At 39.6% G+C, this 24,560-nt stretch carries 29 protein-coding genes; all 29 read right to left on the reverse strand.

The window, feature by feature from the left end:
• Window positions 1-451 precede the first annotated feature (451 nt).
• The gene (locus tag E4U82_RS16995; RefSeq protein WP_135111373.1) at window positions 452-2,248 is read right to left on the reverse strand and encodes an LPD25 domain-containing protein; all 1,797 of its coding nucleotides are present in this window, start codon (window positions 2,246-2,248) and stop codon (window positions 452-454) included.
• 61 nt (window positions 2,249-2,309) lie between these two features.
• Window positions 2,310-2,726, reverse strand: coding sequence for a hypothetical protein (locus E4U82_RS17000; protein WP_135111374.1), 417 nt, complete (start codon window positions 2,724-2,726; stop codon window positions 2,310-2,312).
• A gap of 61 nt (window positions 2,727-2,787) precedes the next feature.
• Entirely contained in the window at window positions 2,788-3,015 is a 228-nt protein-coding gene (locus E4U82_RS17005; protein WP_135111375.1) for a hypothetical protein, read from the reverse strand.
• A 4-nt stretch (window positions 3,016-3,019) separates the two neighbouring features.
• Window positions 3,020-5,158 (reverse strand): type IA DNA topoisomerase, encoded by a 2,139-nt coding sequence (locus E4U82_RS17010; RefSeq protein WP_135111376.1) that lies wholly within the window; start codon window positions 5,156-5,158, stop codon window positions 3,020-3,022.
• Window positions 5,155-5,673 carry a restriction endonuclease gene (locus E4U82_RS17015; protein WP_245183628.1) on the reverse strand — a complete coding sequence of 173 codons (519 nt, stop codon included), beginning with the start codon at window positions 5,671-5,673 and terminating at the stop codon, window positions 5,155-5,157. The genes E4U82_RS17010 and E4U82_RS17015 overlap by 4 nt, the downstream gene beginning before the upstream one ends.
• A gap of 21 nt (window positions 5,674-5,694) precedes the next feature.
• Window positions 5,695-6,939 (reverse strand): MobP2 family relaxase, encoded by a 1,245-nt coding sequence (gene mobP2 / locus E4U82_RS17020; protein ID WP_135111377.1) that lies wholly within the window; start codon window positions 6,937-6,939, stop codon window positions 5,695-5,697.
• Between the two features lie 20 nt (window positions 6,940-6,959).
• Window positions 6,960-7,403 (reverse strand): hypothetical protein, encoded by a 444-nt coding sequence (locus tag E4U82_RS17025; protein WP_135111378.1) that lies wholly within the window; start codon window positions 7,401-7,403, stop codon window positions 6,960-6,962.
• A gap of 14 nt (window positions 7,404-7,417) precedes the next feature.
• Entirely contained in the window at window positions 7,418-7,738 is a 321-nt protein-coding gene (locus E4U82_RS17030) for a hypothetical protein (RefSeq protein ID WP_135111379.1), read from the reverse strand.
• A 260-nt stretch (window positions 7,739-7,998) separates the two neighbouring features.
• Window positions 7,999-9,021: a hypothetical protein gene (locus E4U82_RS17035; protein WP_135111380.1), complete on the reverse strand. Its 1,023-nt coding sequence runs from the start codon at window positions 9,019-9,021 to the stop codon at window positions 7,999-8,001.
• 22 nt (window positions 9,022-9,043) lie between these two features.
• The gene (locus tag E4U82_RS17040; RefSeq protein WP_135111381.1) at window positions 9,044-10,171 is read right to left on the reverse strand and encodes a M23 family metallopeptidase; all 1,128 of its coding nucleotides are present in this window, start codon (window positions 10,169-10,171) and stop codon (window positions 9,044-9,046) included.
• Window positions 10,168-10,824 carry a hypothetical protein gene (locus E4U82_RS17045; protein ID WP_135111382.1) on the reverse strand — a complete coding sequence of 219 codons (657 nt, stop codon included), beginning with the start codon at window positions 10,822-10,824 and terminating at the stop codon, window positions 10,168-10,170. Before E4U82_RS17045 ends, E4U82_RS17040 begins: the two co-directional genes overlap by 4 nt.
• Complete coding sequence (locus E4U82_RS17050; RefSeq protein ID WP_135111383.1) at window positions 10,824-12,752, reverse strand: VirB4 family type IV secretion system protein; 1,929 nt, start codon at window positions 12,750-12,752, stop codon at window positions 10,824-10,826. Before E4U82_RS17050 ends, E4U82_RS17045 begins: the two co-directional genes overlap by 1 nt.
• Before the next feature lie 14 nt (window positions 12,753-12,766).
• Entirely contained in the window at window positions 12,767-13,402 is a 636-nt protein-coding gene (locus E4U82_RS17055) for a hypothetical protein (RefSeq protein WP_135111384.1), read from the reverse strand.
• 29 nt (window positions 13,403-13,431) lie between these two features.
• Window positions 13,432-13,740, reverse strand: a complete 309-nt coding sequence (locus E4U82_RS17060) for a DUF5592 family protein (protein ID WP_135111385.1) — start codon at window positions 13,738-13,740, stop codon at window positions 13,432-13,434.
• Window positions 13,712-15,655 (reverse strand): pLS20_p028 family conjugation system transmembrane protein, encoded by a 1,944-nt coding sequence (locus E4U82_RS17065; protein ID WP_135111386.1) that lies wholly within the window; start codon window positions 15,653-15,655, stop codon window positions 13,712-13,714. The genes E4U82_RS17060 and E4U82_RS17065 overlap by 29 nt, the downstream gene beginning before the upstream one ends.
• Before the next feature lie 80 nt (window positions 15,656-15,735).
• Entirely contained in the window at window positions 15,736-16,317 is a 582-nt protein-coding gene (locus E4U82_RS17070; RefSeq protein WP_245183629.1) for a hypothetical protein, read from the reverse strand.
• 69 nt (window positions 16,318-16,386) lie between these two features.
• Entirely contained in the window at window positions 16,387-16,641 is a 255-nt protein-coding gene (locus tag E4U82_RS17075) for a YdbC family protein (RefSeq protein ID WP_135111388.1), read from the reverse strand.
• A 21-nt stretch (window positions 16,642-16,662) separates the two neighbouring features.
• Window positions 16,663-18,945, reverse strand: a complete 2,283-nt coding sequence (locus E4U82_RS17080; RefSeq protein ID WP_135111389.1) for a VirD4-like conjugal transfer protein, CD1115 family — start codon at window positions 18,943-18,945, stop codon at window positions 16,663-16,665.
• Window positions 18,929-19,969 (reverse strand): toprim domain-containing protein, encoded by a 1,041-nt coding sequence (locus tag E4U82_RS17085; RefSeq protein WP_135111390.1) that lies wholly within the window; start codon window positions 19,967-19,969, stop codon window positions 18,929-18,931. The genes E4U82_RS17080 and E4U82_RS17085 overlap by 17 nt, the downstream gene beginning before the upstream one ends.
• A complete protein-coding gene (locus E4U82_RS17090; RefSeq protein ID WP_135111391.1) occupies window positions 19,947-20,726 on the reverse strand; it encodes a hypothetical protein in 780 nt (259 codons plus the stop codon). The genes E4U82_RS17085 and E4U82_RS17090 overlap by 23 nt, the downstream gene beginning before the upstream one ends.
• A 40-nt stretch (window positions 20,727-20,766) precedes the next feature.
• Window positions 20,767-21,366, reverse strand: coding sequence for a hypothetical protein (locus E4U82_RS17095; protein WP_135111392.1), 600 nt, complete (start codon window positions 21,364-21,366; stop codon window positions 20,767-20,769).
• A gap of 67 nt (window positions 21,367-21,433) precedes the next feature.
• Window positions 21,434-21,610, reverse strand: a complete 177-nt coding sequence (locus E4U82_RS17100) for a hypothetical protein (RefSeq protein ID WP_245183630.1) — start codon at window positions 21,608-21,610, stop codon at window positions 21,434-21,436.
• Window positions 21,611-21,624: 14 nt separating this feature from the next.
• The gene (locus tag E4U82_RS17105) at window positions 21,625-21,858 is read right to left on the reverse strand and encodes a pilin (protein ID WP_010529064.1); all 234 of its coding nucleotides are present in this window, start codon (window positions 21,856-21,858) and stop codon (window positions 21,625-21,627) included.
• Window positions 21,859-21,863: 5 nt separating this feature from the next.
• Window positions 21,864-22,166, reverse strand: coding sequence for a hypothetical protein (locus E4U82_RS17110; protein ID WP_135111393.1), 303 nt, complete (start codon window positions 22,164-22,166; stop codon window positions 21,864-21,866).
• A 198-nt stretch (window positions 22,167-22,364) separates the two neighbouring features.
• Window positions 22,365-22,718 carry a YhjD family protein gene (locus E4U82_RS17115; RefSeq protein WP_245183631.1) on the reverse strand — a complete coding sequence of 118 codons (354 nt, stop codon included), beginning with the start codon at window positions 22,716-22,718 and terminating at the stop codon, window positions 22,365-22,367.
• A 235-nt stretch (window positions 22,719-22,953) separates the two neighbouring features.
• On the reverse strand, window positions 22,954-23,271 hold the full coding sequence (locus tag E4U82_RS17120) for a hypothetical protein (RefSeq protein ID WP_010529061.1): 318 nt from the start codon (window positions 23,269-23,271) through the stop codon (window positions 22,954-22,956).
• Window positions 23,272-23,425: 154 nt separating this feature from the next.
• Window positions 23,426-23,641 carry a DUF3953 domain-containing protein gene (locus E4U82_RS20680; RefSeq protein ID WP_425339536.1) on the reverse strand — a complete coding sequence of 72 codons (216 nt, stop codon included), beginning with the start codon at window positions 23,639-23,641 and terminating at the stop codon, window positions 23,426-23,428.
• A gap of 66 nt (window positions 23,642-23,707) precedes the next feature.
• Window positions 23,708-23,989: a hypothetical protein gene (locus E4U82_RS17130; RefSeq protein ID WP_245183632.1), complete on the reverse strand. Its 282-nt coding sequence runs from the start codon at window positions 23,987-23,989 to the stop codon at window positions 23,708-23,710.
• 171 nt (window positions 23,990-24,160) lie between these two features.
• Window positions 24,161-24,412, reverse strand: coding sequence for a hypothetical protein (locus E4U82_RS17135; protein WP_068441541.1), 252 nt, complete (start codon window positions 24,410-24,412; stop codon window positions 24,161-24,163).
• Between the last annotated feature and the right edge of the window lie 148 nt (window positions 24,413-24,560).

The raw sequence follows: 24,560 nt of genomic DNA on the forward strand, positions 1-24,560 counted from the left end.
ATACCCTAAAACATACCAATAAAAAAATACAAAGGTTTGTCAAAAGTCAATTACAACAATGGGTTGCGGGTTTACCTAACTATATCAAGGTATACATGCCTGTTTTGGACTGCGAAAGTTGAGTTATTTATATTCAACATGTATTTTTCTCACATTAGACAAGGGCTCCTGCTGTCTGGAAGCCCTTTGTCTTCATCTTTTGTTCATGTACAAAACTTAGTAATGTTACTTTCCAAATGTTTCACTAGGGTAATTCTAATGAAACACATACCGCTTTATACCTTTATAAAACAAAGTAGGAAAATCTCTCAAAGAACTATCATCTCATCAAAGATATAGTTTTATGCTTCGCGTCTATTAGGGTCTGAGAATTGTTTATTATATTATTAATGTAATCATGAAAGTATTGATAAATGAAGTGTCATAACAATTTTCCCTTCTCACAGAGGCACTATATCTTCATCTCAAGTTTCTGTATTTGTTCTTTATCTCTTTCTTTTTCTTCTTTTAAGTTTCGTTCTTTCATTTCAAAATCATTTAACTCCTTCTCAGTCAATTTCCTATCATATGCCACAATGCCATGTTTCCCTTTATCATCATCAAATTCCAAAAATCCTTTCGGCTGACAACCTAACGATACTGGCCGATTACACATTTCATACCAATACAAGCCGTCATCATATTTGTTTTGTGTCTGCTTTGGTTGCTTTTTCTTCATCCACTCATCCATTTCCTGTTTTTCTGTTTCAATAAGACGGTCGTGGTAAGCATCATCTAAAATTGTTTGGTGCTCTGGTTTCATCTCTCCCGCTTTTCGAATATGATGATAAGGATTGACATATGCCCCATCACCAATATCCAATCTGTCTGGCACACTCACAACACTTGGCATGTTTGAATGTTCATTCGCAGGCAAAACGACATGGTATCGAGTTTTACGATAGCCTGTTTCTTGCCCATATTTCTCTTCCAAGGTTTCCATCTTTTCATTAACCTCTGCAAAAGGATACATGGTGTTATCCTTTAATTCCGGTGCTTCTGACCACTGAATCAACAACTGCGGTTCATCAATTGTTTTATCGATAACAGCATATTTATCTGTAAACACTTCATTAAATTGTTTCAGATACTCTTCATCCGTCAATTTCTCAGATGCATGCATTTTGTTAAATGTATCGTCATCTGTACTCTCTTTGGCAAAATCCTTTATTTCCTGTAAAGATATTTCCTTTATGTCAGTAACATGATTAAAACCGTACTCCAGTAATATCATGTTTTTTTCGTGCTCTTGTTCTTTATCACGTTCTTTCACCAAATCTGGTTCCATCTCGTCAATAAATTCAACAGCCGTTTCACGTACGTCCGCCAAAAGTTTTGCTTTATTTTTAATATCTTTATCTTGAGTCCAATTGGCTAAATAACGAAGCGAATAATCGCTTGTATCTATATCAAAATAAGATGCTATCGCATAAGCCGTCATTTCCGCCTGAAATTCTTTTTCTTCTGCAAGCATCGCTCGATATTCTTCGTTCTTTGGATTATGCAGCTTGGCATGTGCCAGTTCATGCAATAATGTTTTAACATTTTGCAGCTCACCATTTCGGGGATTCAAACCGATATGGCCGTTATTTTTATCATGAACGCTATGATAAAAGGCTCCTTTCGCTGTACCAAGTTCGTCAAACGGCTCACCAATTGTGACATCCAGTTTATCGCCGATTCGATGCATACTACCCAGTATCGTTTTATAATTGGCAACATCGCCTTCCATCCACTTATTCGGAAATATTTCTGGCAAATCACTTTCTTTGGCATTCGTCTGACTTATATCAAAGACATTGCCAGTGGAAAAATACAACTGGCTTTTACGTTGTTCGAGTTCCCCTTTATCTATCCGTTCTTTCTCCTGTTCCGTTGCGTACTTTATATTTTTCCACTTACCTTCAGCCGTTTTGAATTTCAGTGCCGTTTTATTTGGCACTAACACCTTAAGAGCTTTTTCACCTTTCTGGACTTGAAACCCTTTTTCTTTCCAGAAGTTATAGCTACCGACAGCCTGTGCACCTTCAAACTGACTGCGAATCAACGCTGCATTCTTTGGTGAGTAATGATAAAACTTCAACATGAACGCCATTAACACATTCATTTGTTCCGGTGACTCAAAATAATAATCAATGGCATCATTCATTTTCGTTGTCAGGTCCTTAACTTCTTCCTTCTTTTGTTCCAATGTTTTACGTTTAACCATACAATATCACCCTTTATAAAAAATGATTGTAAATAAAAGAAGACCTCCACGAAGGAAGCCCTCACATCTCCATATCAAATTGTTGCTGTTTCTCATAAGTTCTCATCTGTTCTTTAGCCAATTCACCTTTCAGTTCATCTTCCAATATTTCGGTCGGATGAATTAAAAAATCTTTTTCAGATAATGCGATCTCAAAATGCGCCTCATAATCAAAAAGCGCACTTTGTAACTGCTTATAGGCATCTGGTGTCAGGATATCGTCCATTTGAAAAACATCTAATGCATCGTCCCAGTCATTCAGCCCTGGCGATTCGTATTCAGCCGGGTTAAATAAGCAAACATACAAGTCATCCCTGTCATCCGGCTCTGGATTCCATATTCCTATAGTCACTTCTTTCTGTTTCTTTCCATCTTTCATGGCGAATTTAGCTGGACAACTTGCTTCAAAGGATGAAACAATCTTATAAGCGTTTTGCACCATCATCACCTCCAAAATAAAAAAGACTCCCTAAATGGAAGTCCTCTTGAAAAACGTCGCTTTATTTAGTTGGCTCACCATCTAAGATGACGGTTTTGGTCTCTAAGTCTAATGGAATCAATGCATCTTCATCCATTTGAATAATCGTTTGAATCGCATCCAGCGTTACAGAATCAATAGCCATTTCGACTTCACCGTCTTTGACAATGAATACAACACTGGATTCTTTAATCTCCTTCACATAACCAATATCTACGGACTGATACTCACCATTCACATACAAATCCATACCATCACCCTTTCGGAAACTCAAATGTTAGTTTTTGCTCTGACGTGTCATAGCGCAAGTACGCATCGAATGTTTTCCCTTTCTTGCTTTTAAACCCTTTGATTAAATTGGTTTTTTGACCCGCCAATAATTTTTTTAGATTCGTTTCACTGATTGCTTTCCCTAAGAATCGTTTAGGAAGTGTAAACGTGCAGCCATCTCGATAACGGGAACAGCCATAAAACTTTCCCTTGTCTTCAATTTTGCCTCCTTCTTTACCACACACCGGACATTCACCAACAATGTTCTGTTCTTTAGCTTCCTGAAATTGTGATTCAAGCGTCTTCATTTTCTCAGGCGCATCCTTCAAAAGCGATGCCAACATCTGTTTTATCTTTGATATAAAGTGTTCCTGTGAACCTTCATTTTGCCCGATTTTGTATAGATAAGTTTCCCATTTTGCCGTCATCTCCGGACTGGCTAAAACGGTTCCTTCAACAGCCTGACATAACATTTGGCCTTTCTTAGTAACCGACACTTTATTCTTGTTTATCTCGATATATTGCTGCTTTTTCAATGTTTCAAGGATATTTGCTCTGGTCGCTTCCGTTCCGATACCTTCATTTTCTTTCAATGTATGCTGCAATGCTTTATCGTTGATTTGTTTGCCAGCTTGTTTCATCACGTTAATTAATTGGCCTTGCGTATATGCCTTCGGAGGTTTTGTTTTCCCTTCAGATATATCAATGACAACGTTACAAGATTCCCCTTCTTGCATTGACGGAAGAACCGTATTGTCTTGTTCAGCCTCATTCTCATCATCAAACTTTTCTTCCGTGAATAAAGCTTTCCAACCTTTCTTTAATTCCACTTTTCCGGTTTTCTCAAAATACAAACCGTTCACATCAACCTCCACCTTTGTTTCTTCATACTCATAATCGTCAGCGAACATCGCAAGCGTTCTTGCCACAACTTCCTGATAAATGTTCCATTCTTTATCGGTCAGATCCTGCTTATTCGGTACCTGCTTTGTTGGAATGATGGCAAAGTGTTCCTGTACTTTGGAACCATCCACATAATGCTTTCGTGCTTCAGAATAGACGATATCCATGGTGACATTTAAACAGGATTGATAGGTTGATAGATGGCTCTTTAAGTAAGCAAACTCACTATTCGTAATATAATGACTGTCTGTACGTGGATAAGATAACAACTTTTTCTCATATAATGATTGTGCAATTTTTAGTGTGTCTGACGGACTATACTTCCATCTTTTATTGGCTGTAGCTTGCAGCGTTGATAATGAATGTAGCTTCGGTGCGTTCTTTTTCTTCTGTTCTTTTGTAACCTGTTGTATGATTCCTTGATTGTTGCCAGATGATAGACTATGAGAACTCAAAATGTTCATAGCTTCTTTTTTTGTTTGATAACGTTCTTTCATTTTGGCATCAAACGAACCATTCTTGACACTTACATTGCCTACCAACTCGAAAAAAGGTTTGGAGACAAAGTTCTCGATTTCCTGTTGACGTTTATACAATAAATAGAGTGTGGCCGTTTGAACCCGGCCAACACTAAAGACGCCTTTCATGCCGTTCTGCTGCAGAAGCAATGTATATAACCGGGACGCATTCATTCCAACCAGCCAATCACTCATTTGTCGCGTTTGTGCTTCATTATACAATGAAACATAATTGTTTCCATCCCTTAATTGCTTAAATCCTTTCTGAATTTCATCAACTTCTAATGAGTTTATCCATAATCGTTTGGTTGGTTTATTGACAGCGTCAGCCATTTTTATAATGCTTCTGGCGATATTTTCCCCTTCACGGTCGCAATCAGTAGCGATAATAATTTCATCTGTTTCCTTCAATAAATGCTTCACAACATTAAACTGTTTCGTTTTATCTTTACTTACTTGAAATTGAAATGTTTCCGGAAAGATTGGTAAGTTGTCTAAATGCCACTGTTTCCACGAGTCGTTATAGGATTCCGGTGGAACAAGCTCCACCAAATGACCAACGCCCCACGTGATATATGTTTTGCCTTGGAAAAATTGGTCATCGTTCACCTCCATATAACCATCTTTTTGACGGACATGTTGAAACGCTTCTGCATAGTGCTTCGCCTGACTCGGTTTCTCAGCTAATACTGTAACGGTCAACTTAATTCGCTCCTTTTCCGTGTGAATTGTTTTGGCTGCTTTGTTGGATTAATTTTCACAATGAATTTTTCTAATTCATATCGGTTTAACAATTTTACACCACATGCTTTGGCTAATGTTGCAGCCTGTTTGGTGAAAAAAGAATTCGTAATCACCCATGCTTCATCTGCCTTATAATAAAACATGGCTGCCAATACCTCTCGTACCGCATCCATGCTGACTTTATGTTTATAGCCATAGCGCTTGGCCTGAATCACAATTTTATTTTTGCCTTTAAGCACCACATCGGCACCATAATTACCTGATTGTTGTGTCACAACCGGCCGATATCCTAGTTCCTTAAACAATACCTTCAGGTATGCTTCAAACTGATAACCTTTCATACGGTCAATATCTCTTATGCCTGACTTTTTCATCAGGTTAAACCGTTTTTTCTTATTAACGTATTTCATGATTATTGGTAAAACAAACAGAATTATCAACATAACACTGAAATAGAATAATAGATTGTTCACATATACCACCACCTTTTTTATTTATTCATAGCCCTCCATTAATCGATCAAATTCCTGCAGATTTCGGTCTTTTTGATAGTCATGAAATGTTCGACGCATGGCTTTACTTAACTTCATCATGGAAGCATTAAATGCATAAACAGTCTGGTTTGAATTAGTAAATGACTGCTGCTGATTGAAAGATTGCCATCGATTTAATCGTTTTGGCTGAAACGATAAATCGTTTTGCGCTTTCGCATAGTTACGCATCTCAGACAGCACCGCATTCCCCATACGCTTCTTCAAATCATCCAGTTTGGTTTGTTTATACTGCTCATAGTCACTTCCTTCACCGTACATCTCTTTCATGACGTTCACTTCATCATCCAATTGTTGATGCAACTGTTCCATATCATCACCATGAAATTGCTGCAGATAAATCGTTGTTATGTCATCTATATACGGTCTTGCTTCATTAATCGATTGATAACCATATCGCCACTGTTTCTTATCCGATGGAAGGTGATTCATGGCTTCTTGAAATAGTGTTTTTGTTTCACGGTAAGTGGCCAAGGAAACACCATTATCTTTTTTATGATGGATTGTACCACGGACAAGGTCATCGATTTTATTCCGTTCATGCATCCTATCCAGAACCATGTTGGCCACTTTGGATTTCATTTTATCCAGTGTCTTGGGCTTCCGTTTGGCACGGTATTCTTCACGCCATGTTTGACTTTCCTTATCGAATACGTCCATTTTTTCACGTGTTGGATAGGTTTCAGTTGAAGCAATATGGACATGGATGTTGTCGGTATTATAATGCAACGATGCTGTCCATACAGCTGATTTTTCCATCCCTTCTGACTTCAATACCGTATCCATTGTTTCGCGAACAACCTTGCGCATGTTTGCTTCATCTACTGAATGTGTTGCCGGATTATAAAGACCTTGTTTGGTCAACCATTCATTATCAAAACTTATGACATCTTGCCACATGGGTGATTCATTTTGTTGTGCTTTTTGAAATTGTTGCTTCAATGTATTTTTGTCATTCGGACTCAACTGATCGTTATCTTTCGTGAATAGATCACCTTGTTTTGCTTCATCATCCATATAATCCATGAAGTTATGAAAGACAAAAAAATCATCCTTATCTTTGGATGACTGGTTCATTTGGATATGACGTTTGGCATCTTCACGATCAATATAGTTAATGTAATCGTTAAAGGTATTGGACCCAGGTGTTACAAATTTACTTCGTAACACAACCGCAGGACTACGCATGTTTAAGCCTCACTTTCCTGTTACTTTTGTGCCTTTCGTTTTTCATAATCTAATTTTTTCTGACGATGTTTATGGATACGTTTTTGGATTAAATCTTCTGCTTGCTGCAGCCCATTCGTTTTATATTTTTCAGTGGTAATCAAATCTTTAAACTCATTCATCAAGTAATAATGATTCATAAACTCCAACAGAATTTTTGTATCACGGTCAACTACATTACCGGTAACTTGAATACGTTGTAATTTGTCTTGCATGGCTGCAAGCTTTTCGTCCATTAAATCCGAGATCATATTTTTAAACACACCATACTTTTCATCACGGTCTGCATAAAAGTGATCAATGGCTTCCGTAATCACATCGGCTTGAGACACATTTTTCTCACCTGCAATGGTCTGTATCTTGTCTTTCGTAACTGGATTTAACAGGAAGTATGAACCTTTCTTTGTTGTCTTTTTTTCATTCATTTGTCATCATCTCCTTATATATTTATCTTGAACACCTTCTCCAAATAATCATCTACTTCTTCAGGGTCAACATCCAACACAGTGGCTAGTAACAAATACATTTTCATGGATTGTTTTTCTAATTGGTCGAGTCGATTGTACGTCATCTCTAATGCATCACCTACGCGACTTATCGTGGAATCCAATTCTTTTTCAGCACGTTTAATGCCATCAAACTGTGCTAGATCTTCAATGTGTCGTTTTAATAATTCATTCCGTGACACGTTTTGTTTTCGTGCTTCGTCATTTAAAACGTTGATGGCACCGGTATCGACATCGCGTACTTTTATTTCCATCACGGCATCATTCCTTTCTGTTTATTTGCTGCATGTTCACACCACAATAGGATGTAAATGCCTTCCCTCATTGGCAAATCCCTTCACTAAATGGAGCCTCTTCATGAGAGCGCAAATAGTGTTGAACAGGATAAGGGGAAAATGTCCCCACAAAAGGTGGGGAACTAGGCAGCGCCTAGTTTTCCGGTAAGACCAATTTTTCAAGCGATTATATAGCTTTTATATAGGTGCCTATATAGGTTTTATATAGGCTTTGGTTGCTACTTTTTATCCTTTTTGGAGCCCTCGTTGTTCTTTTCTTCTTTGTTTTTGTGCGTAGCTTGTTGATCAGTTTTCGCATTTTCGGCATCTTTTTTCTCATTCTTTTGTTGGTGATTGTCATCTTTATTTTGCGTTAAAGCATTCAGTTTTTCTTCACGATTTTGATACTTATCCTGGAGTTCCTTCACTTTCTTTTTCTGTTTTTTGATTTCACTTTTCGCTTCTTCGATAGCTTTATCCTTTTGCTCAATTTCCCGTTTTGTGTCAGTTTTCTCTTCCTTCGTTTCAAATGCCATGTCTTGTTTTAACGTTTGTTTTTCTTCTTTAAGTGTCGTCATCAGATCTTCCTGAAACGGTATATCCTCCTCAATAATGGTGGTGATCTCTTGCTTTGTGCGTTTCATATCGGCCATAATGCTTTCTTTCTTGTACCCTTTATCCGTCTTCGTTACCAACGATTGATTGTCGTCAATTTTTCGGTAATCCCCAACGATAATGACTTCTTCCGGCTCAGGTAAATCCGATTCTTTGATGTTCTGATCGGTCACTGTTGCTTCACCACCTTTGTTTTCTATTTGTGCTTTATACTCCTGTTTCAAGATGTTTTTATCACGGTGTTCCGTCACGAATAACCCAATAACTTGAAAGGATTCAGGGACATCTTCAATCTGAACAACCATGTTATTGTCTGACTGATATACCAATTCTGCATTGTATTTTTGACTCTCATTTTGTTCTTTCGCATAAAAAGAAAATGTCGGTTCGACTGCATCTGTTCCAGTATGATTGCGTTCCAGCGTTACCTCCATCAATTCATTTTTCGGATTATATTCCCAGTCACGGAGCGTTAATGTCGTTTGACTAAGCCCGCCAATTGATTCATTAAATGCTGTTTGAGCTATCGCGCTGTCATCATACATCCATGTTTTGGAGGTAAAAAAAACGCCAAACGCTAGGCCGGCGACCAGCAACAGACTAATATAGGTTTTGTTTTCACGTCCGCGATTCAATTTGTTTTTCACGTCATCATCACACCTTCCTTGTTCACTGTTGACCGGTTAAAAATGGTTTAACGTATGGCATTGGGTCGACTTTTTCACCATTGACAATGACTTCAAAATGTAAATGAGCACCGGTCGATGCACCCGTTGAACCAACTTTGCCAATGACCTCACCTGCTTCAACGTTTGTGCCTACTCGTTTTCCCTTTTCCATCATGTGCGCATATCGTGTCCGCAAGCCGTCCTCATGTTTAATTTCCACATACCAGCCATATCCTGTTCCCATATTGTTGCTGCTTGATTGAAACGTCGTGCCATTTGCTTTACTGATGACTATTTCACCGTCCGCAAATGCCGTGATTGGTGTTCCCCGAATGCCACCCGATGCAACATCAATGGCAGCATGAAATGACGAACAACCACCACAACTTCGATTACCGAATCCCGATGTAATGTTTTTAGAGTGTGATGATATCCACGCTTTATCGCCAATCACTTCCATGTCCGGTTGGGCAGATGGTTCACAATTCATCGTTAAGCCACCCAGCCTTTGAGCAATCTCTTTCGTTGTCGGCACCCAGTGTTCATTCAAATTGTTTGGATCATTTGCAGCACCAACAGGCGCATAGACACTTCCTAATTGTTCAATGGTCACCAAACCGTCGACTTTGATGCGGTTGTATAGTGTTTTGGACATGGACGCCAATCCTTCTTTCAATGTTGGAAAAGAAAAAAGGCCACTACCATCCGGATTCATTAAGCCTCCCGGATTGTTTTTTTGTTGAACCGCATTTGATGTTCCCCAAGCTGTTTCATGCATAGCAATGGAAGCAAACAAGACCGGATCAATGCCTCGCTTTTTGGACAGGTTAATGATGTCATCACCGTAACCTTTTAAGGCACCGGAACGTTCTTTGTTTTGAAAAACAGCATCCCATGTTTCCTGATTAATCTCACCTGTTACCGAACAGACATAACCGGCAGATGGATTGTTTTGTTTTGATTGTTGTTCGTCAACGCTGCCGCCTAATGCGCCAATAATCGCAAACATGATGGTCATTAAGACTAAGCCAATCAGTATCGGAATGATATTCGCTGCAGCAAGACCAATCATCCATCCAATCGCTTTTTTCTTACCAATGGCTTTTACGGCACCCCAAATATGTTTCATTTATTCTTCTTTCCTTCCATGCCTTCATCAGGGGTTACCATGTTGTTAACGAGCCACTGATTGTCGTGTTGAACCATGGTCAGATAAAAAAGCTGCGTTCGTTGATTCGTTATTTGTCCATTTGATGTGACATGCCATGTGGCAAATGCACCGAATACCATGCTGTTGGATTGTGACGTATCTGAAGCAAACAACTCTATGGATTCAATATTGCGTTCAACATTTGCTTCCCTCATTGTTTGAATAGCTTGCTTGATGTCCTCAAGAAATGAAGATGTCACAACCCCTTCCCATTTATCCCAATCGGAGACTTGAGATAAATAAAGAGCAAGCCCTTGTTTCGCTTGCTCTTTTGCACTGGTAACTGCTTGATCACCAAATTGTTTTTGATATGCGGTTTCATGTTGACCTTCCGTTTGCTGGTTATCCTTATCTTCTGCAGCATTTGAATCTGGTTTAGTACCTAATACTTCATCGATTTTGTCTTCCTGAAGTGCTGGTGGTTCCTCGGTTTCCTGCTGGGACTCATCGAATAATTCCTCCGGATTTTGTTTTTCTTCATCATCGGTTGTCCATTTCCAGACATACATGGCTATGATCAACAAAGCAACAATGATGAGAAAGGTAAACTTGTAAAGAACCCGTTTTTCCATTACAAGCCCCCCTCAAACAAATGCAATTCTTCATCAGATGCTTCAATGGATAACATTAAATTGCCAACACCACTGATACTTAATAAGCATTCGCCTTGTTGTAGTTGCGGGACATGCTCCAATTCACTGTCCGTCAGCTGTCCTTCAAAAACAGTCCGTAACGTATCCAATGAATTGGCATCCTGCTGCATCACAAATTTATATTGGGTCAGTTCAAATAACGTCCGTATTTTGGTAACCGTGTCCGTGTCGGAGTGGTCTGGCACAAAATCACGGATGGATTGGCTGGCCAGGATGAGGCCACCGAAATACTTCCGTGCTTCTCGCGCAAAGTCCGTTAAAAACTTAACCGCCAGCATGTTTTCTGAATTAACAAGTCGATGCGCCTCATCAATCATCACCAAAAAACGTGTCGCTTCATCGACATCAAACGCTTCATCTTCATACATTTTCTGTTTTTGCAACGATCCAATCTGTATTAAGTTATCCCAAATTAAGTTCAATGCGTTAAACATCTGAGCATTGAACACACTTTTTTCTAACCCTGTTAAATTACGAATCGAAAAGAAGATCACTTGTTCATTCGTAATGTCAGGAATCGTTGTATGACCATTAAACAAATACGAAAAACTGTTCACCAGATTATCAATCACCAATTCAATTTTTTCGAGTCGCTTAATCCTTGTGGATGACAGTTCTGAACGAATGATGCGCTTCTCAGTATTGTCATAGAGTTGATTACGAATGAACATTAAAAAGTCACTGAAAATGGGGTACTCCTCATTAGCCAGTGACGTAATACCAGTTGTATGAATTTTATCCGTGAAGCCGAGTGACTCATAAAAAAGTCGCAGTATCTTTTTGAACTCTTCAATCTCTTCAGAAGTAGGATCACCTGCAAGAAACATATAAAAGGTTGCCACCTTGGATATGTGCTGCATAAAACTGATCTCCTCATTCTTTTCCGGATTGCTATTATCCTCCGTACGAAAGATTTGCAGTGGATTGATGACACCATCACTGCCATCGAGACTGATTGTGTGTCCATTCACGGACTGAACAAGTGTCTTAAATTCACCCGTTACATCAAAACCGCGAATAAAGTTTCCGCGTGCTTCATTGTCCATCAATAATTTTTTAAGTGTCGTTGACTTGCCGGCACCCATTTTCCCGACAACCACCGCATTAAAAAAGCGTCGCATTTTATCCTTGTGAAAAAGATCAAACAGCACATTGCCTCCGGTAAATGATGTTCCTAAATAACTGCCGGTTCGATCATTTAATTCCGAGAAGTGATAAGGCAAGCCTGATGCGAGTGTCAAAGCCGGAATCCCTTTTCCTTCCCGTTTATTTGGAAAAGCCAGTTGCTGTTCATAAGGTAGGAATAAAGACTGCCATTCCCAGTAAGTTTCATTCAAAAAGATTTGACCTTTAAACCCGAATGACTGTAACTTGGACATGGTTCGCTCCACTTTTTTATCCAGTTCCCATATGGTTGGTGACGCCACAAACAAACGAATGTGCAATAACTTAATAACTTCCCCCATTTCACTTATTTGTCGATACAAATCTTCCATCTCCTGATAACCACGTTGCGCATCCATCCGTTCTGATTCATGTTTGGAACTTCTGAACCGGACATCCTGTTCCACCATACTTTTATTAATCGCGCTTACTGTCTCATCCTGATTCATTGTTGCGACGTCCGTTACAACGGTCACATCATACATGGCCATGATTTTATCGAGCCACAAAACATCAACACTGGACGGATAGTCAAAAACATGAATGCACGCTTCATAGCCATCCCCTTTTTTGATGGTTTTGTCTTTAAAACGAATACCACCTTGCGGTTGAATCGCCGTCAGAAAATCTTTATCCAGTTCAGGTGGTTTCGGTTTGCCTGATTGTTTTGTCTGCATTGCCATCGTAACCATCCTTTCTATAATTTGGTGTTTTGATTGTTTAATAGAAACAGGATCTGTTCCTTTTTTGTTCGTGTTAATTCTGTTAATGGAAAAGCCTGCTGCATCCCTTGTTTCGCATCGTTTTTTCGGTCAGTCAGTTCCTGTTTATCATCGCCATATACAAAAATAAAAAACTCACGGTTTGAACGTTCACCTTCTAAAAAATCAAACTCACGTAATTTTTGGTCGATATATTCCAAACGTATCGGGCTGGCGGTCTGTTCGCGTTTCTTCAGCCAATACGTGCGCTGGGCTTCCGTATTCGCTGGAAAGTTTAAAATGATCTCTTTATAGGACCGGAAATAACTCCGTAAAAACCGGGTTCGATTCATCAATAAAACATTCAAATCCGTATCGTTCAAGGCATGAATGTTTTTTGTTTGAATCTGAAGAATATCCATTACGCCACTCTTCAACAATATATAGTCATCATGCATTTGCATAAATGGCAGTATTTCTGGTGTTTGCCGTAACATTTTGTCTTTCTTGATGTTTGAGGATTTGTCACGCTGTTTCGTTTGAAAAACGCTCTTAATTTTAGTTGTCCATGACCCTCGGTTCGTCTGTTTATCATGAGACTCACCGGAAGTCATTTTATCTTCTTGGCTCATGTTACCTGTTGACCTCCTTCCGTTACGCGTTACCCGCGCAATTGACGATTTTCCTGCTTGTGCCTATCCATGGCATGGTAAACAGCCTTTTTATGGCGAAAAAATAGAATGAGTGATTCATAATGTCTTTTTTTCGGATTGTGACCGGATGGCATGAATAGATAAATCATGAAGCCAATCACGGCCACAAAATACGGCATCATAAAAACACTATGAACCAAATCACGCAGGATTGTTAAGACTAAAAGAGAGCTAATCAATAGAATGACTAGCTCTCGCATTTCCAACCCTAAAATTTTCGGTTTTGCCTTAATCTCTTTTGGAATCTCGTATGTCATGGTCTCTCAGCCCCTTTTGCATGTCTTTTGGTTTTTTCATATCCTTTTTATTCAACCCTTGTTGGATACTTCCACGAACATGATTCATTTTTTGACCGGCATCATAACCGGTGTTATGTGCCCGTGTCAGGAAGTGGCCGGCTCGCTGCACCGTACGATTCCCGCCAAACAAGGTATGCTTTGGCTTTGGATGGATATGACCATCTGAAGCTCCGGCACTTGACTGATTCGTCATTTTCGGTGATGTTGGGATATTAACATGGCCAGATGGTTCTTGCGACTGTCCACCATGAATAGCTGATGGTGTGACACCACCTGAATGATCGGAACGCATACTGGCTGATTGTTGACCTTGTTTTGGCATCGAATTGACAGATGGTCGAGCTTCCTGTGCCGGTTGCCCTTTCCCGACAGTATTTTCTCCTTTGTTTTCATAACGTGGCGCATTTCCATTGGTTATGTTTGTTGAAAACCTGCCTTCTTGACGCGGTGTTTCAGCATGTCGCTGGGAAGGCATTGGTTTCACATGGCTGTCATTTTTCAGTGCCCGTGTCATGCCAGCACCACCAGCAACGGCACCGCCGCCAATCTTGCCGCCTGCTTTCAGGGTCTTACCACCTGCTTCGGCTGCCATTTTGCCACCTGCGCCAACCATACGACCAGCAGCATAGCCGCCCATCATGGCCTGCCAGCCCGAACGCAGTCCGGCATCAATGCCCAGCAACCGTTGCACAATATCAGGCGCATCAATTAATGCCCAGGCACCAGCAATCAACAATAAAATGGTGCCAATAATCCCAATATGTTGTTCCATGTCATTCGCCCATTGCGCATAAATAATGAACATCCGTAACAGCACCATCATTACAAAAATGACGGCAAATGTACTGGCAATCTCCACGAGCACTTTTTTCAAACGTTGGCCGCCCGTTAAATCCGTTGCTGCCGTGAACATGGCAAATAATTGATGGAACGCTAAGTCAAACATGGCACGCCCAATTTTGATGGTTGTGATCACTAATGCAAAAGCCGTCACGGCTAATGTGGCTATTGTAATGCCCCAATTCACGTGGTACCTGTAGTAGCTTTGTTGGCCCAAATTGGTAGCTGGGACTGTGTTTGTGTTTAAGTCTACTATCCTTGTTCCACCATCACCTGTTGAAACAAGGCGTTGTGTTAAGAATCCATATCCATGGCCGCCGCTATCTTGCTTTTCTTTCAATTCATCTACCCACGGCTTCGTTGTCCAACTAAACCAGCCTTCATCTTTTTGAACGTCCAGTTTTTCATTCACTTCAATTGAGGAAGGATCTTCTAATTGATTCCCGTAAGTATAATCCGTTGTCCCAATATCTTTATTTTGGGAATCTGGTGGATGTGGCAGCAAGTTTTCATTGCCTGCCACGTTCTCTTCATTGCTTCCATTTGCATAATTGAAGTCACTTTCAACATAATACATCACATCCGCAATGTTCCGTTTAAGGACGTTATTGGATAGTGTTCCGGGTTCATCTAACGCTGTAATGCCTTCGTTCAACAAATCATCCATCATACTCATAAGATTCGGCAGAATGACAATAACACTCACTGCGATCAAAACATTCATCAGCACGTCATTGCGTTTTTCAATTTTATTCAACATAAATTGAAACCCGACAACGGTTAGTGTGACAACAAACATGCCAAACACGTAGGGCTGAATTGTTTCGATAAAGCGATTCATGGCTGGATTATCATACACGCCGCCAAGTGTGACAACATCCGTTGCCACACCTTCTATCCAATTGTTCATCCAAACTAATGCTTGAATAATTCCCCATCCAATGTTACGGATGAGGCCATCATATAGCCACCCACTGCTGATATCTAAAATGGCAGCTAAATCTTCATAAAGCTTTTTTAATTCATCTTGCATTAATGCATCTCCCTCCTCTCTTTGACACAAAAAAAGAACCTACCTAAAATACAGGTAAGTTCCTCTACTATGACTGGCGATTAGTACGTTAATTCAATTTCTTCATCTTTTGTATAATCAAGGCTATATTGTATACTCTTCTTAATGGTTTTATTCCTGTTGTCATCAAAGAATGTATCACTTTCTGAACCTACTTCACCTATCAATCTATTTAAGTTCCACGATTCCCCATAATAATCAAATGGTGAGCTTATTTTCCCTTCATGAACCACAGCAATTTCTCCATACATGAAAGGATTGTGTGATGAGCCTGAGTGGGATTCATATTCTTCATCCAAACGTGATACTGTTTGTTCATTAGCATCTCTAATATTCAAATGAAAAACTGTCATATCTTCTTTTTTAAATGCTTCATCATACGCTTCAAGTAATTTGGTGCTTTTTATATATTCTTTCTTAGCATCATAAATCAACACATAAAAAGCTTCGCTATTATCCTTTTTCGCCATCACATCCTCTAACGTAATTTCATTCAATCCAGTTTTCGGTGATTCTGTCGCTTCATCGCTATTATCTTCTGCAGCACTATCGGTTCCACCACAAGCACTTAAAACCAGCAAAACAGATAATAGTATCAGCGTTAATAGCCTTCGTTTCCGCATACAGTTACCATCATCTCCCATACAACCTTTTAGCAACAGTATAACAGTCCTTTTTGACACTTGAAATGATTATCTTGTCCTATCCGGATCATCCGGTAATTTTATATCTAGTATCGTTTTTAGCTTACTTAGCTCATCACCTGTAAAGGTAAAACCTTTGCCCAGCCTCGTTTTACCCGGGTTCCACCACCTCACATCATATTTTGGTTCATCGCCATTCCAGCTAATAATGTTAAGTTCTTTTGTCCATCCGGCCTGACTTTCATACAATACGGCAATTTCTTCGATTATATCCCAATCGACACGATATTTTGTTTCTTTCACGATTGATCGCTCCTTTCCCTTTTAAGATAGTGCCTGTTCCCGTAGTTTTTCAGCTTCCTGATCACCATTCGACTGTTCATCTGATGGTTGTTGTTCGGATGCCTGACTGGCTTTCTCATTTTTATTAACTTGCTCTTCAATTCGTTTCGTTGCTTGATCCTGCCACGTTTGCATGACGTCATCCGGCAGATAATCCTGTAATGCTGCCAGTACCTTAAAGTGTATTCTTGAAAAATGAGGATGATAAACCATGAAACTCACATAATGGAGAAATGACCAGTGATCAACCTCTTGAAGCAATGCTTTGGTTTTTTCTTCATCTATCTCACCCTGACTTTGTTCAATCTGTAAAATATGCCGTTTAAAACGTTCAAATGCCTTGTTTGTCATGATGTCAGCCATTCGTAAAAATAAATCATCGTTTGACTTAGCCGAATAAACCATACTGTTCAAGTCCATATCATGATAGGTTTCGGACATGATTGGAAGCATCATGATGGAATGGTCTGTATCAAAATCATCAGCCAAATATTGATAACGGAATTTATGACTGGTTTTATCATGGTTAAAAATCGGTTTTGGCTCAATCTTTTTTCGGTTCTTATCCTGCCGTTTATTCACGCGTATCAACACGGACTGCCCTTCTTTTAATCGCATGAGTTCATCAGATGTTAAAAGTGAGCGTTCTTTTGTCGATTCACTGTGCGACTTATCGAATGAATGATAATCACCACTCCGGCTGACATCGGTAATTGTTTTGGCCCCAAGCATGCTCGAATAGTGTTCGGCCGTACTCTTATCTTCGGTGAGGATATAGACCTGGTTGGAACAGTTACCAATAATCGTATCCGATTCGTCACCATAGGCCGACTTCACCTGGGAATAGGCTTGAACGATTAAATGATACCTGAAGCCGCGTCCTGCACCGACCGTTACCATACTGGCCATACCATCGATGGCCGGCATATTCCCAAACTCATCAAGGATGAATTGCACATGTCGTTTCATTTTGCCGTTCTTGCTTTTGGTTGCCTTTTCTGAGTTGACACGGTACAACTGACTGACAAAGATACTGGCCAATACGTCATTTGACTTGTCCGAATCAGGTGTTGCTAAAAAGACAGCCACCGGTTTGTCGCCGAACCCAATTTCAGTTAAACCCAAGCTGTTATGGCCGGTTACTTTAGCGTTAGGTTCAAGTGTGAAAATTTGCAGTTTATCCATGGCAACACTGAAGATACTGCCGCGTGTATTCCCTGTCGAAAAGTTACTGGTGGCATACATTAACCGGGCCGGATTATTCTCATCCCGTGCCTGGAAGAATTCATCCAATGCATTGTTTCCTTCATCATCTGTTTCACTGCCTTTGCTGGAGAGGAAGTTGGCAACAGAGTACATGGTCACGCGTTCTTCCTTACCGATTTTCACCATGTCCTCGGTTAATGCCAAAATAATGGCCGTGACAAGTGACTTCGCACTGTTTGACCAAAACGGGTCTTTAGCGTTTGGATTATGGTACAAACTGAACGCCACACTGTTGGCATATTTTTGGGCGTCACTCACCCTGCCTTGTTTCCATGAATCAATGACCAACTGTAAAGGATTGAACCCCATACTCATGGCATGTTCAATCAAATTAAATACGTACACGTCATACCCACGTGCCTTTAAGGTTTCATAAGAAGCTCCAGCCAGTTCCCCTTTCGGATCATTAATCACCATGGAGGGTTTCTCTTTCGCCCTGCTTTGAACATCAATCATTGGCACAACAAATGTCTCACCTTTTCCGGAACGGGTAATCCCAATGACCATGGTATGAACAGGCGCATCATCCAGCAGGAGCCGGTATGGTTTACCTGTTTCCTGCAATCCGCCAATAATCGTACCACCTTTTCCGTCGTATTCTGTTTTGGATGCCGGGATAATCCGATACTGTTTCTTCATGTTTTTAACGGATTCAAATTCATTCGTGCCATGTTGCCCATGGTTAATGGTTTGATAATTCATTTTGATGTTATACAAGAGTTTTAGGAGACTAATCCCTATAACGATATAGAAGCCCACGTAAAACTCAAGCCATTCTTTTTGGAAAATAAAGAAGTAATGCCAATCCACGGAAAAGGTATTCAAATTTACTTGTTCAGGATTGCTGGCAAATCCTTCAATCAAATGCAGCACTTGCTGGAAAAAGTGTAATAGAAAGTTTGCCAGAAAGAAACCCATTATGACGATAAGCAGTATGAAAGGCACTATAAACTGCCAATTACTTAATCGCTCGGTCCATGGCTTATGGTTCGTGTTCAATGGCCATCATCCTTTCATGTTGCTTCGTACGTGCTGCCATTTGGTTATACGCTTTCGTGAATGCTTTACGGTTTTGTTGCAGATTTTCATTGGCGTCTTTCGTTTCTGACGTGTAGTCAAAAACGGACCAATTTTCGCCTACACCGTCATCTTCAATGGTATTCACGATATCCCTCGTTGCCTTCCATCCGGCCTGATCATCATCCATGGCGATTAAAAGGTGTTTATTTGCAAACTGTTCTTTGTGTTCGGCCAAATAATCTTTGATTTGTCTTGTTTTGGTTGCGCCTGTTAGAGCCATAATGCCAACATTCTTATCTATCTCACGAAAGGATAACGCATCCAATATGGATTCACTCACCACGACATTTTCAGCATCCTGCGGAATGTCCATAAAAAAATCCCTCGTTTCTTTGGAGGGATTGAAAATAAGCTGTATTTCCTTGGGATCAAGGTTTTCATCGATACTGGAACGGAGTAACACGCGATCCAACGTATGGTCTTCGCCGTACAATGGAAACATTAAGTTTCGTTTGCACATCCAGCTATTATTGGCATAATTTTTGTTCAATAAGGGTTCGGCTTTTTGAAAAACATGCTGCACGATAGCCTCATCTTGTAAGTCAGCTACAAAACCGCGAGTTGTCTGTTTTGACAGGCCACGGTAACCATGATCTAATGCCTCACTTTTAAAATAGTTTTTCGCATATGAAAATACACGGTTTGACCAATCCAGGGCCTGCCGTTGTTCTATCGTCAGGTTTGGGTACTGTTTTTCGATTTCTTGTTCATAAGCTGACATATTCCCTTTTTCATGAAATTCAAGTATCATCCGTGAGCCGCAGTAATTTTCCCGGTTGCACTGGATAAAATGCTTATTATTTTTGTACATGAAGGCTTCATGCTGGTTACATTCCGGGCAGTTGCAGATAAAATAACAGCCTTTATCTTCAGCATTCAAATCACTTAAAGCGTTTTCGATATTTTGAAAAACAAGTTTCTTATAGGGATTCAGCTTGCTCATCATCGTCACCTACTTTGACAACGATTTTAGCTTCAAATCGTTTTAATACAGGTGCAAGGACTTGTTCTTGAATCGCTTGATCTGATGTCAGGACTGTTCCCTTAGCTAACAAGTCATCGAACGTTGTGTGAAATGCCTTCATTAATTCGTTATGAAGATGATAGGCTGTTCTAAATCCATATTGTTGTATGAAGGTCTCACCAAATAACGTCAGTTCGAGATGCTGATAGCCTTCATGTTTGAACACCAATACCTCAATCCTTTGCTTTGGGAGCGATTGATAATTCGTAACGACATGTGTTACAAATCGCTTGAACGATTTTTCATCGCTCATATAGCGTTGAATCGCGTCTTGCTTGGATGACTCACCTTTGCTTTGCTTTTCATCCGTATCCGTAACCGGGTGATTCGGCTGTTTATGCTTTGAAAATGACCTATGACTTCCCAATGTTCCTACATTGGCGTGCTTATCGGATTGATCTCCGTGTTTCTCAGAGGCTTTTGCCGTCTCTTCTGTCACCCAATTGACAAGTGCATGATAAGCGTTTCGTATCGCTGCCAGAACCTCTTCCATTTCCGCATAAATGCTCGTTTCAATAGTGGGTGACATACCATCATAGATTTGTCTTAATTGGTCATCCGTCATGTCTAGTTGATCGCCCATGACGGTAAAAAACCGTTTTTTGAATGCCTCAAATGCATTATCTCCCTGCTTAACAGCTTCGACATTGGCAAGCAGTTTATCTTTCATTCGCATCCATATCACCTCCCAAAAAAGGACTCCCTGATCGGAAGCCCTAGATATCCATCTCTTGTTCATGTGTCTTGTTTTGTTTCTTCCCAAGTTTCATCTTCTTTTCTTGTTCCAAGTCCTTTTCAATCTGGCCTAACTTCTCCTTTTGCACCGGCGTTAAGTCCATATCTTTTATGTCATCCAACACCTCTCGTTTGAGCTCATAGACTTTCTCATAACCGTGTTTTTCTTCAAATGCCGCCATCTCTTGATTTCTTTTTTGAACATCTTCAGATGACGCTTCCTTTTCATCCGGTTGTTTATCTAAGGAATCCAGCACTTGCTGCTTATAAGCATCCTTATAACTGTTTTCTTCCTTTGTGGGCTGCAGCTTTTCCAGTACATTTTGTTTATAAGCCTGCTTAAACTGTTCTGATTGATTCACCTCGTCATCATGTTCTTTTTTCACCTTATCTTCGATTGTTTGAAGCTTTTCCTTTGGATACTTCGATTTCAGAACCGTATCTTGATACAGGGATTCCAGCTTCTGCCGCTTCCATTTATAGCCTGCATTATCAGGATTCAGCATTTCCTTTTCCTTTGCCGCCAGAAAGTCAGCGTACTTGTTTGCCAATTCTGTTTCAAAATCTTGTGTAACCGTCATATCCATCCTCCTCAAAATTTAATAAAAAAAGGCCTCCATACATTGGAACGCCCGTTTGATTAATGGTTTAACTGTATGAAGTTTTGGATGGTGACAGAATCGCCCAGGTCAAATTGATCACTGATGGCCTTTCGACACCACGAATATCATCTATCGATTGAATGGGTTCCGCTAATGTTATATCGACATTGCCGCCGCCATCTTCATAAAGGTAACTTATGAAATATTTGTATGCAGCACTCACAATACTTCACCTCCTTAAAATCCAACAACACGACCGCCCAGCCAAGAAACAAGACTGGCAGCCAAGTAAACAATACCAAAGCCAATTGCCACGTTGACCATCCATCCCGTGTACATTTCCTTTTTCTGGGGATCTTTGGCAAATGTCCATAATAGTCCAATGACAACTAACACCAGTCCGGCTAAGACTGGTGCGATTGGCTTAATCCCATCTGTGATATTTTGTATGGTTTGAATCGCGTCCTGCATGTGTCTCACTCTCCTTTCTTCGCTACGTTCGTGATCTGTTTCTGGTTCGAAACATTAAAATTCAAGATGATGTCTTGGTGTCGTTCATGAAGCCACTCATAGTACGAAGACCCGTCAGCTTCGATAATACCTTTTGCCAGGGTTTCAAATTCCTTGAATCCTTCAGGTTTAACAGGTCTGCGGCTTCTTTTTGATGATGATGCTTTCTTCGATGTTTCAGCAAAATCTTTAGTGGCTGCCTTATCGTCCTGCTTAACGTCTTCGTCCTGATTCTTATCCATTGCATTTCCAAATTCATTATTAGACATGATTCACACCTCCTTATCTGACCAAAATAAAAACTCTTTTCCGTGAAAGAAAAGAGTTAATGGGAAGTGCTAAACTTCCTGATACTAATAATTTAACACCGTTTTTATGAAATTTTGTCACCTATTTTGTATCTTTTTTGTACCCTATTTAGTATCCATTTTGTTTCCTTTTACGTAAAGTTTCTGTGATACAAAGTTTTACCATCCTTGATCTCGAGGCTCAAAAGCTGTTGATTTACTACCGTATAAATAAACTTCTATAACCTTCCTTGTCATGTCTTTTAATTCACCAGGCGTATACGTTATGACGCCTGTATCATGCCTGCTAGACCATCGATAGGAACATTGTGCGATTTGCTTTACGTCTATATGATTTTGCGTGTACATAAGCTTTTTAGTGAAAGATAAATCTTGCTGTAATTGCGTAATGGATGAATCTATCTTGCCCTGATATACATTACGCATTTTAAAATCCGAAAAGTTCTTTTTATCGTGTTGTAATACCCGAATAGCAAGAGGAAGTAAAATAAACTGATGGACAAGTTTATTCATTTGACTCTCCATATAATCACCTCTAATGAACATTAGTATCTCTTTTCATTTTAGAAAATAACATCCACTATTCATTCCACAAAAGCACCATTCGTATTTCTGGTGGGTTCTTTTTGCGAATCCCAATATTGTTAGTTGTTACCTTGAAGGTTCACTTTATAATCACTTCGAAAAGTTTGGATACTCCGAGAAGGGCGGTTTAACAAATTTTATGATTCATGAAGCACTCACCTTCTTAGTGATAACAGTCTGCCGTTCTGGGCATTGATTCATCTTTTTCACGTATAAATACGACCCCGCTAGGTTTAGTTTCAATTTCAACTCCTTCAAGTTCCAACTTCATTATTTCCCTGATACCAAATAGCCATTCTTTTTCCGTTACCCGTCCTCGCTTACAGGAAATGCTGAGAACCTGTCTATTATTGCCGACTTCGTGTAAAAAATGTGTTGATTCACTATCATAAACCTTTATCTTTGGTGATTCATCAGGCGAAAATATTTTAACCATTTTTACTTCGTTTTGACGGTTAGCAGTTACATCTTTAATCTTCATTTATAATCCTCCTAAAAAGAACATTTGTTCTCATTATAAGCAATGAAGGATAAAAAATCAACTATAACAAGTACTTGATTAAAGCTTATGACTTTTATACAATCGGCCCATATATGCGATATTGGTGCGATTCTTATTAGATAATCGCGCCCCGTTAGCTTAATAAAACATAGATACTCACAAAGATACTTACGAACAAGACAAATCCAGAAGCAAAAAGACTAAAAGTAGCTTTTGCCTTTCTATTCTGTCGATTCTCTTGAAACATTTTTAGTCCTAAAGAAAAAACCATTAACCCTGAAAGTAATTGTATATAAGGCTGAATTCCATATTCACCGGTTATTAAACTGTAAATTGATCCAGAAACCACTGAAATGGCCAAAACACCTATTATTATATTTAAGGTAAACAAATAAAACTCCCCATCTTGATGAGTTTAAAGTGATGTATGTACATAATTTACCTCGTGTCCATCTCCAAGTTCGAATTTTAACTTTTGATACAAACTCAATCCTTTTTCATCATGTGATTTCACTAATATTGCCGTATCACGCTTTATTTTTTCACCATAATCGGTCTGTTCTAAAATTTCCCCATACTCGATTACCCAATTCATTAACTCAGATTTCAATTCATCAGAAAGAGGAAAATCATCAATATCAAGGTTACAGCCACACTTTGAACACCACAGAGGATCAGCGCTATAGTCAGCTTCCATCGTATAGGAATCGTGAGAACATTTTAATCTCGAGGAATTTGTCATTATCCACTACCCTTATTTAACAAATTAGTTTCCACTCCATATCCTCGACCTTATATGCAATATAGGCGCTCACCCTTATTAAAGAAAAGCGCCCGATTAATGAATATCCGCTAAAATAAATCTTATCTATGACCAACACACCTCGTTGATTTCATAGTCTTCTGAGGAATCTGCTTCCCCTGTTAAACACGAAAAACAGCTTTGGTAAGCAACCGCACTGCCTATCGCCCAGATTTCCTGACCACAGTTGAAACAAGTTTCTCCATTTTTCTTATCTTTAACTGCCTGTTTCAGATCCTTTCTTAACTGATTAGGATTTTCTTCAGGATTATTTTTGCAATGCTTATTCACAAAAGCTTCTATCGATATGGGTACCATGTATGCCTCCCCTTTCTCATTATAGACTCTCGGTATTCACCGAGTCAGACGGCTCAAGGTTTTCTTGAGTCATCTTCTTTATGATTCCTCCCACATTTCGTGGGAGATTTTTATTCTCAAAATAATATGAACTGGAAATTGGCGTTCA

This window comes from Lentibacillus salicampi (assembly GCF_004565465.1).
Classification (GTDB): Bacteria; Bacillota; Bacilli; order Bacillales; family Amphibacillaceae; genus Lentibacillus; species Lentibacillus salicampi.

Bases quoted from the DNA above. Each gene is read 5' to 3' on its own strand.
- E4U82_RS17095 (WP_135111392.1), bottom strand. From the start codon at position 21,366: ATGACGGTTACACAAGATTTTGAAACAGAATTGGCAAACAAGTACGCT.
- E4U82_RS17110 (WP_135111393.1), bottom strand. From the start codon at position 22,166: ATGTCTAATAATGAATTTGGAAATGCAATGGATAAGAATCAGGACGAA.
- E4U82_RS17045 (WP_135111382.1), bottom strand. From the start codon at position 10,824: ATGGAAAAACGGGTTCTTTACAAGTTTACCTTTCTCATCATTGTTGCT.
- E4U82_RS17025 (WP_135111378.1), bottom strand. From the start codon at position 7,403: ATGAATGAAAAAAAGACAACAAAGAAAGGTTCATACTTCCTGTTAAAT.
- E4U82_RS17105 (WP_010529064.1), bottom strand. From the start codon at position 21,858: ATGCAGGACGCGATTCAAACCATACAAAATATCACAGATGGGATTAAG.
- E4U82_RS16995 (WP_135111373.1), bottom strand. From the start codon at position 2,248: ATGGTTAAACGTAAAACATTGGAACAAAAGAAGGAAGAAGTTAAGGAC.
- E4U82_RS17135 (WP_068441541.1), bottom strand. From the start codon at position 24,412: ATGGTACCCATATCGATAGAAGCTTTTGTGAATAAGCATTGCAAAAAT.
- E4U82_RS17085 (WP_135111390.1), bottom strand. From the start codon at position 19,969: ATGAGCAAGCTGAATCCCTATAAGAAACTTGTTTTTCAAAATATCGAA.
- E4U82_RS17055 (WP_135111384.1), bottom strand. From the start codon at position 13,402: ATGAGCCAAGAAGATAAAATGACTTCCGGTGAGTCTCATGATAAACAG.
- E4U82_RS17040 (WP_135111381.1), bottom strand. From the start codon at position 10,171: ATGAAACATATTTGGGGTGCCGTAAAAGCCATTGGTAAGAAAAAAGCG.
- E4U82_RS17065 (WP_135111386.1), bottom strand. From the start codon at position 15,655: ATGCAAGATGAATTAAAAAAGCTTTATGAAGATTTAGCTGCCATTTTA.
- E4U82_RS17070 (WP_245183629.1), bottom strand. From the start codon at position 16,317: ATGCGGAAACGAAGGCTATTAACGCTGATACTATTATCTGTTTTGCTG.
- E4U82_RS17090 (WP_135111391.1), bottom strand. From the start codon at position 20,726: ATGCGAATGAAAGATAAACTGCTTGCCAATGTCGAAGCTGTTAAGCAG.
- E4U82_RS17060 (WP_135111385.1), bottom strand. From the start codon at position 13,740: ATGACATACGAGATTCCAAAAGAGATTAAGGCAAAACCGAAAATTTTA.
- mobP2 (WP_135111377.1), bottom strand. From the start codon at position 6,939: ATGCGTAGTCCTGCGGTTGTGTTACGAAGTAAATTTGTAACACCTGGG.
- E4U82_RS17120 (WP_010529061.1), bottom strand. From the start codon at position 23,271: ATGAAGATTAAAGATGTAACTGCTAACCGTCAAAACGAAGTAAAAATG.
- E4U82_RS17030 (WP_135111379.1), bottom strand. From the start codon at position 7,738: ATGGAAATAAAAGTACGCGATGTCGATACCGGTGCCATCAACGTTTTA.
- E4U82_RS17130 (WP_245183632.1), bottom strand. From the start codon at position 23,989: ATGGAAGCTGACTATAGCGCTGATCCTCTGTGGTGTTCAAAGTGTGGC.
- E4U82_RS17005 (WP_135111375.1), bottom strand. From the start codon at position 3,015: ATGGATTTGTATGTGAATGGTGAGTATCAGTCCGTAGATATTGGTTAT.
- E4U82_RS17115 (WP_245183631.1), bottom strand. From the start codon at position 22,718: ATGAATAAACTTGTCCATCAGTTTATTTTACTTCCTCTTGCTATTCGG.
- E4U82_RS17050 (WP_135111383.1), bottom strand. From the start codon at position 12,752: ATGGCAATGCAGACAAAACAATCAGGCAAACCGAAACCACCTGAACTG.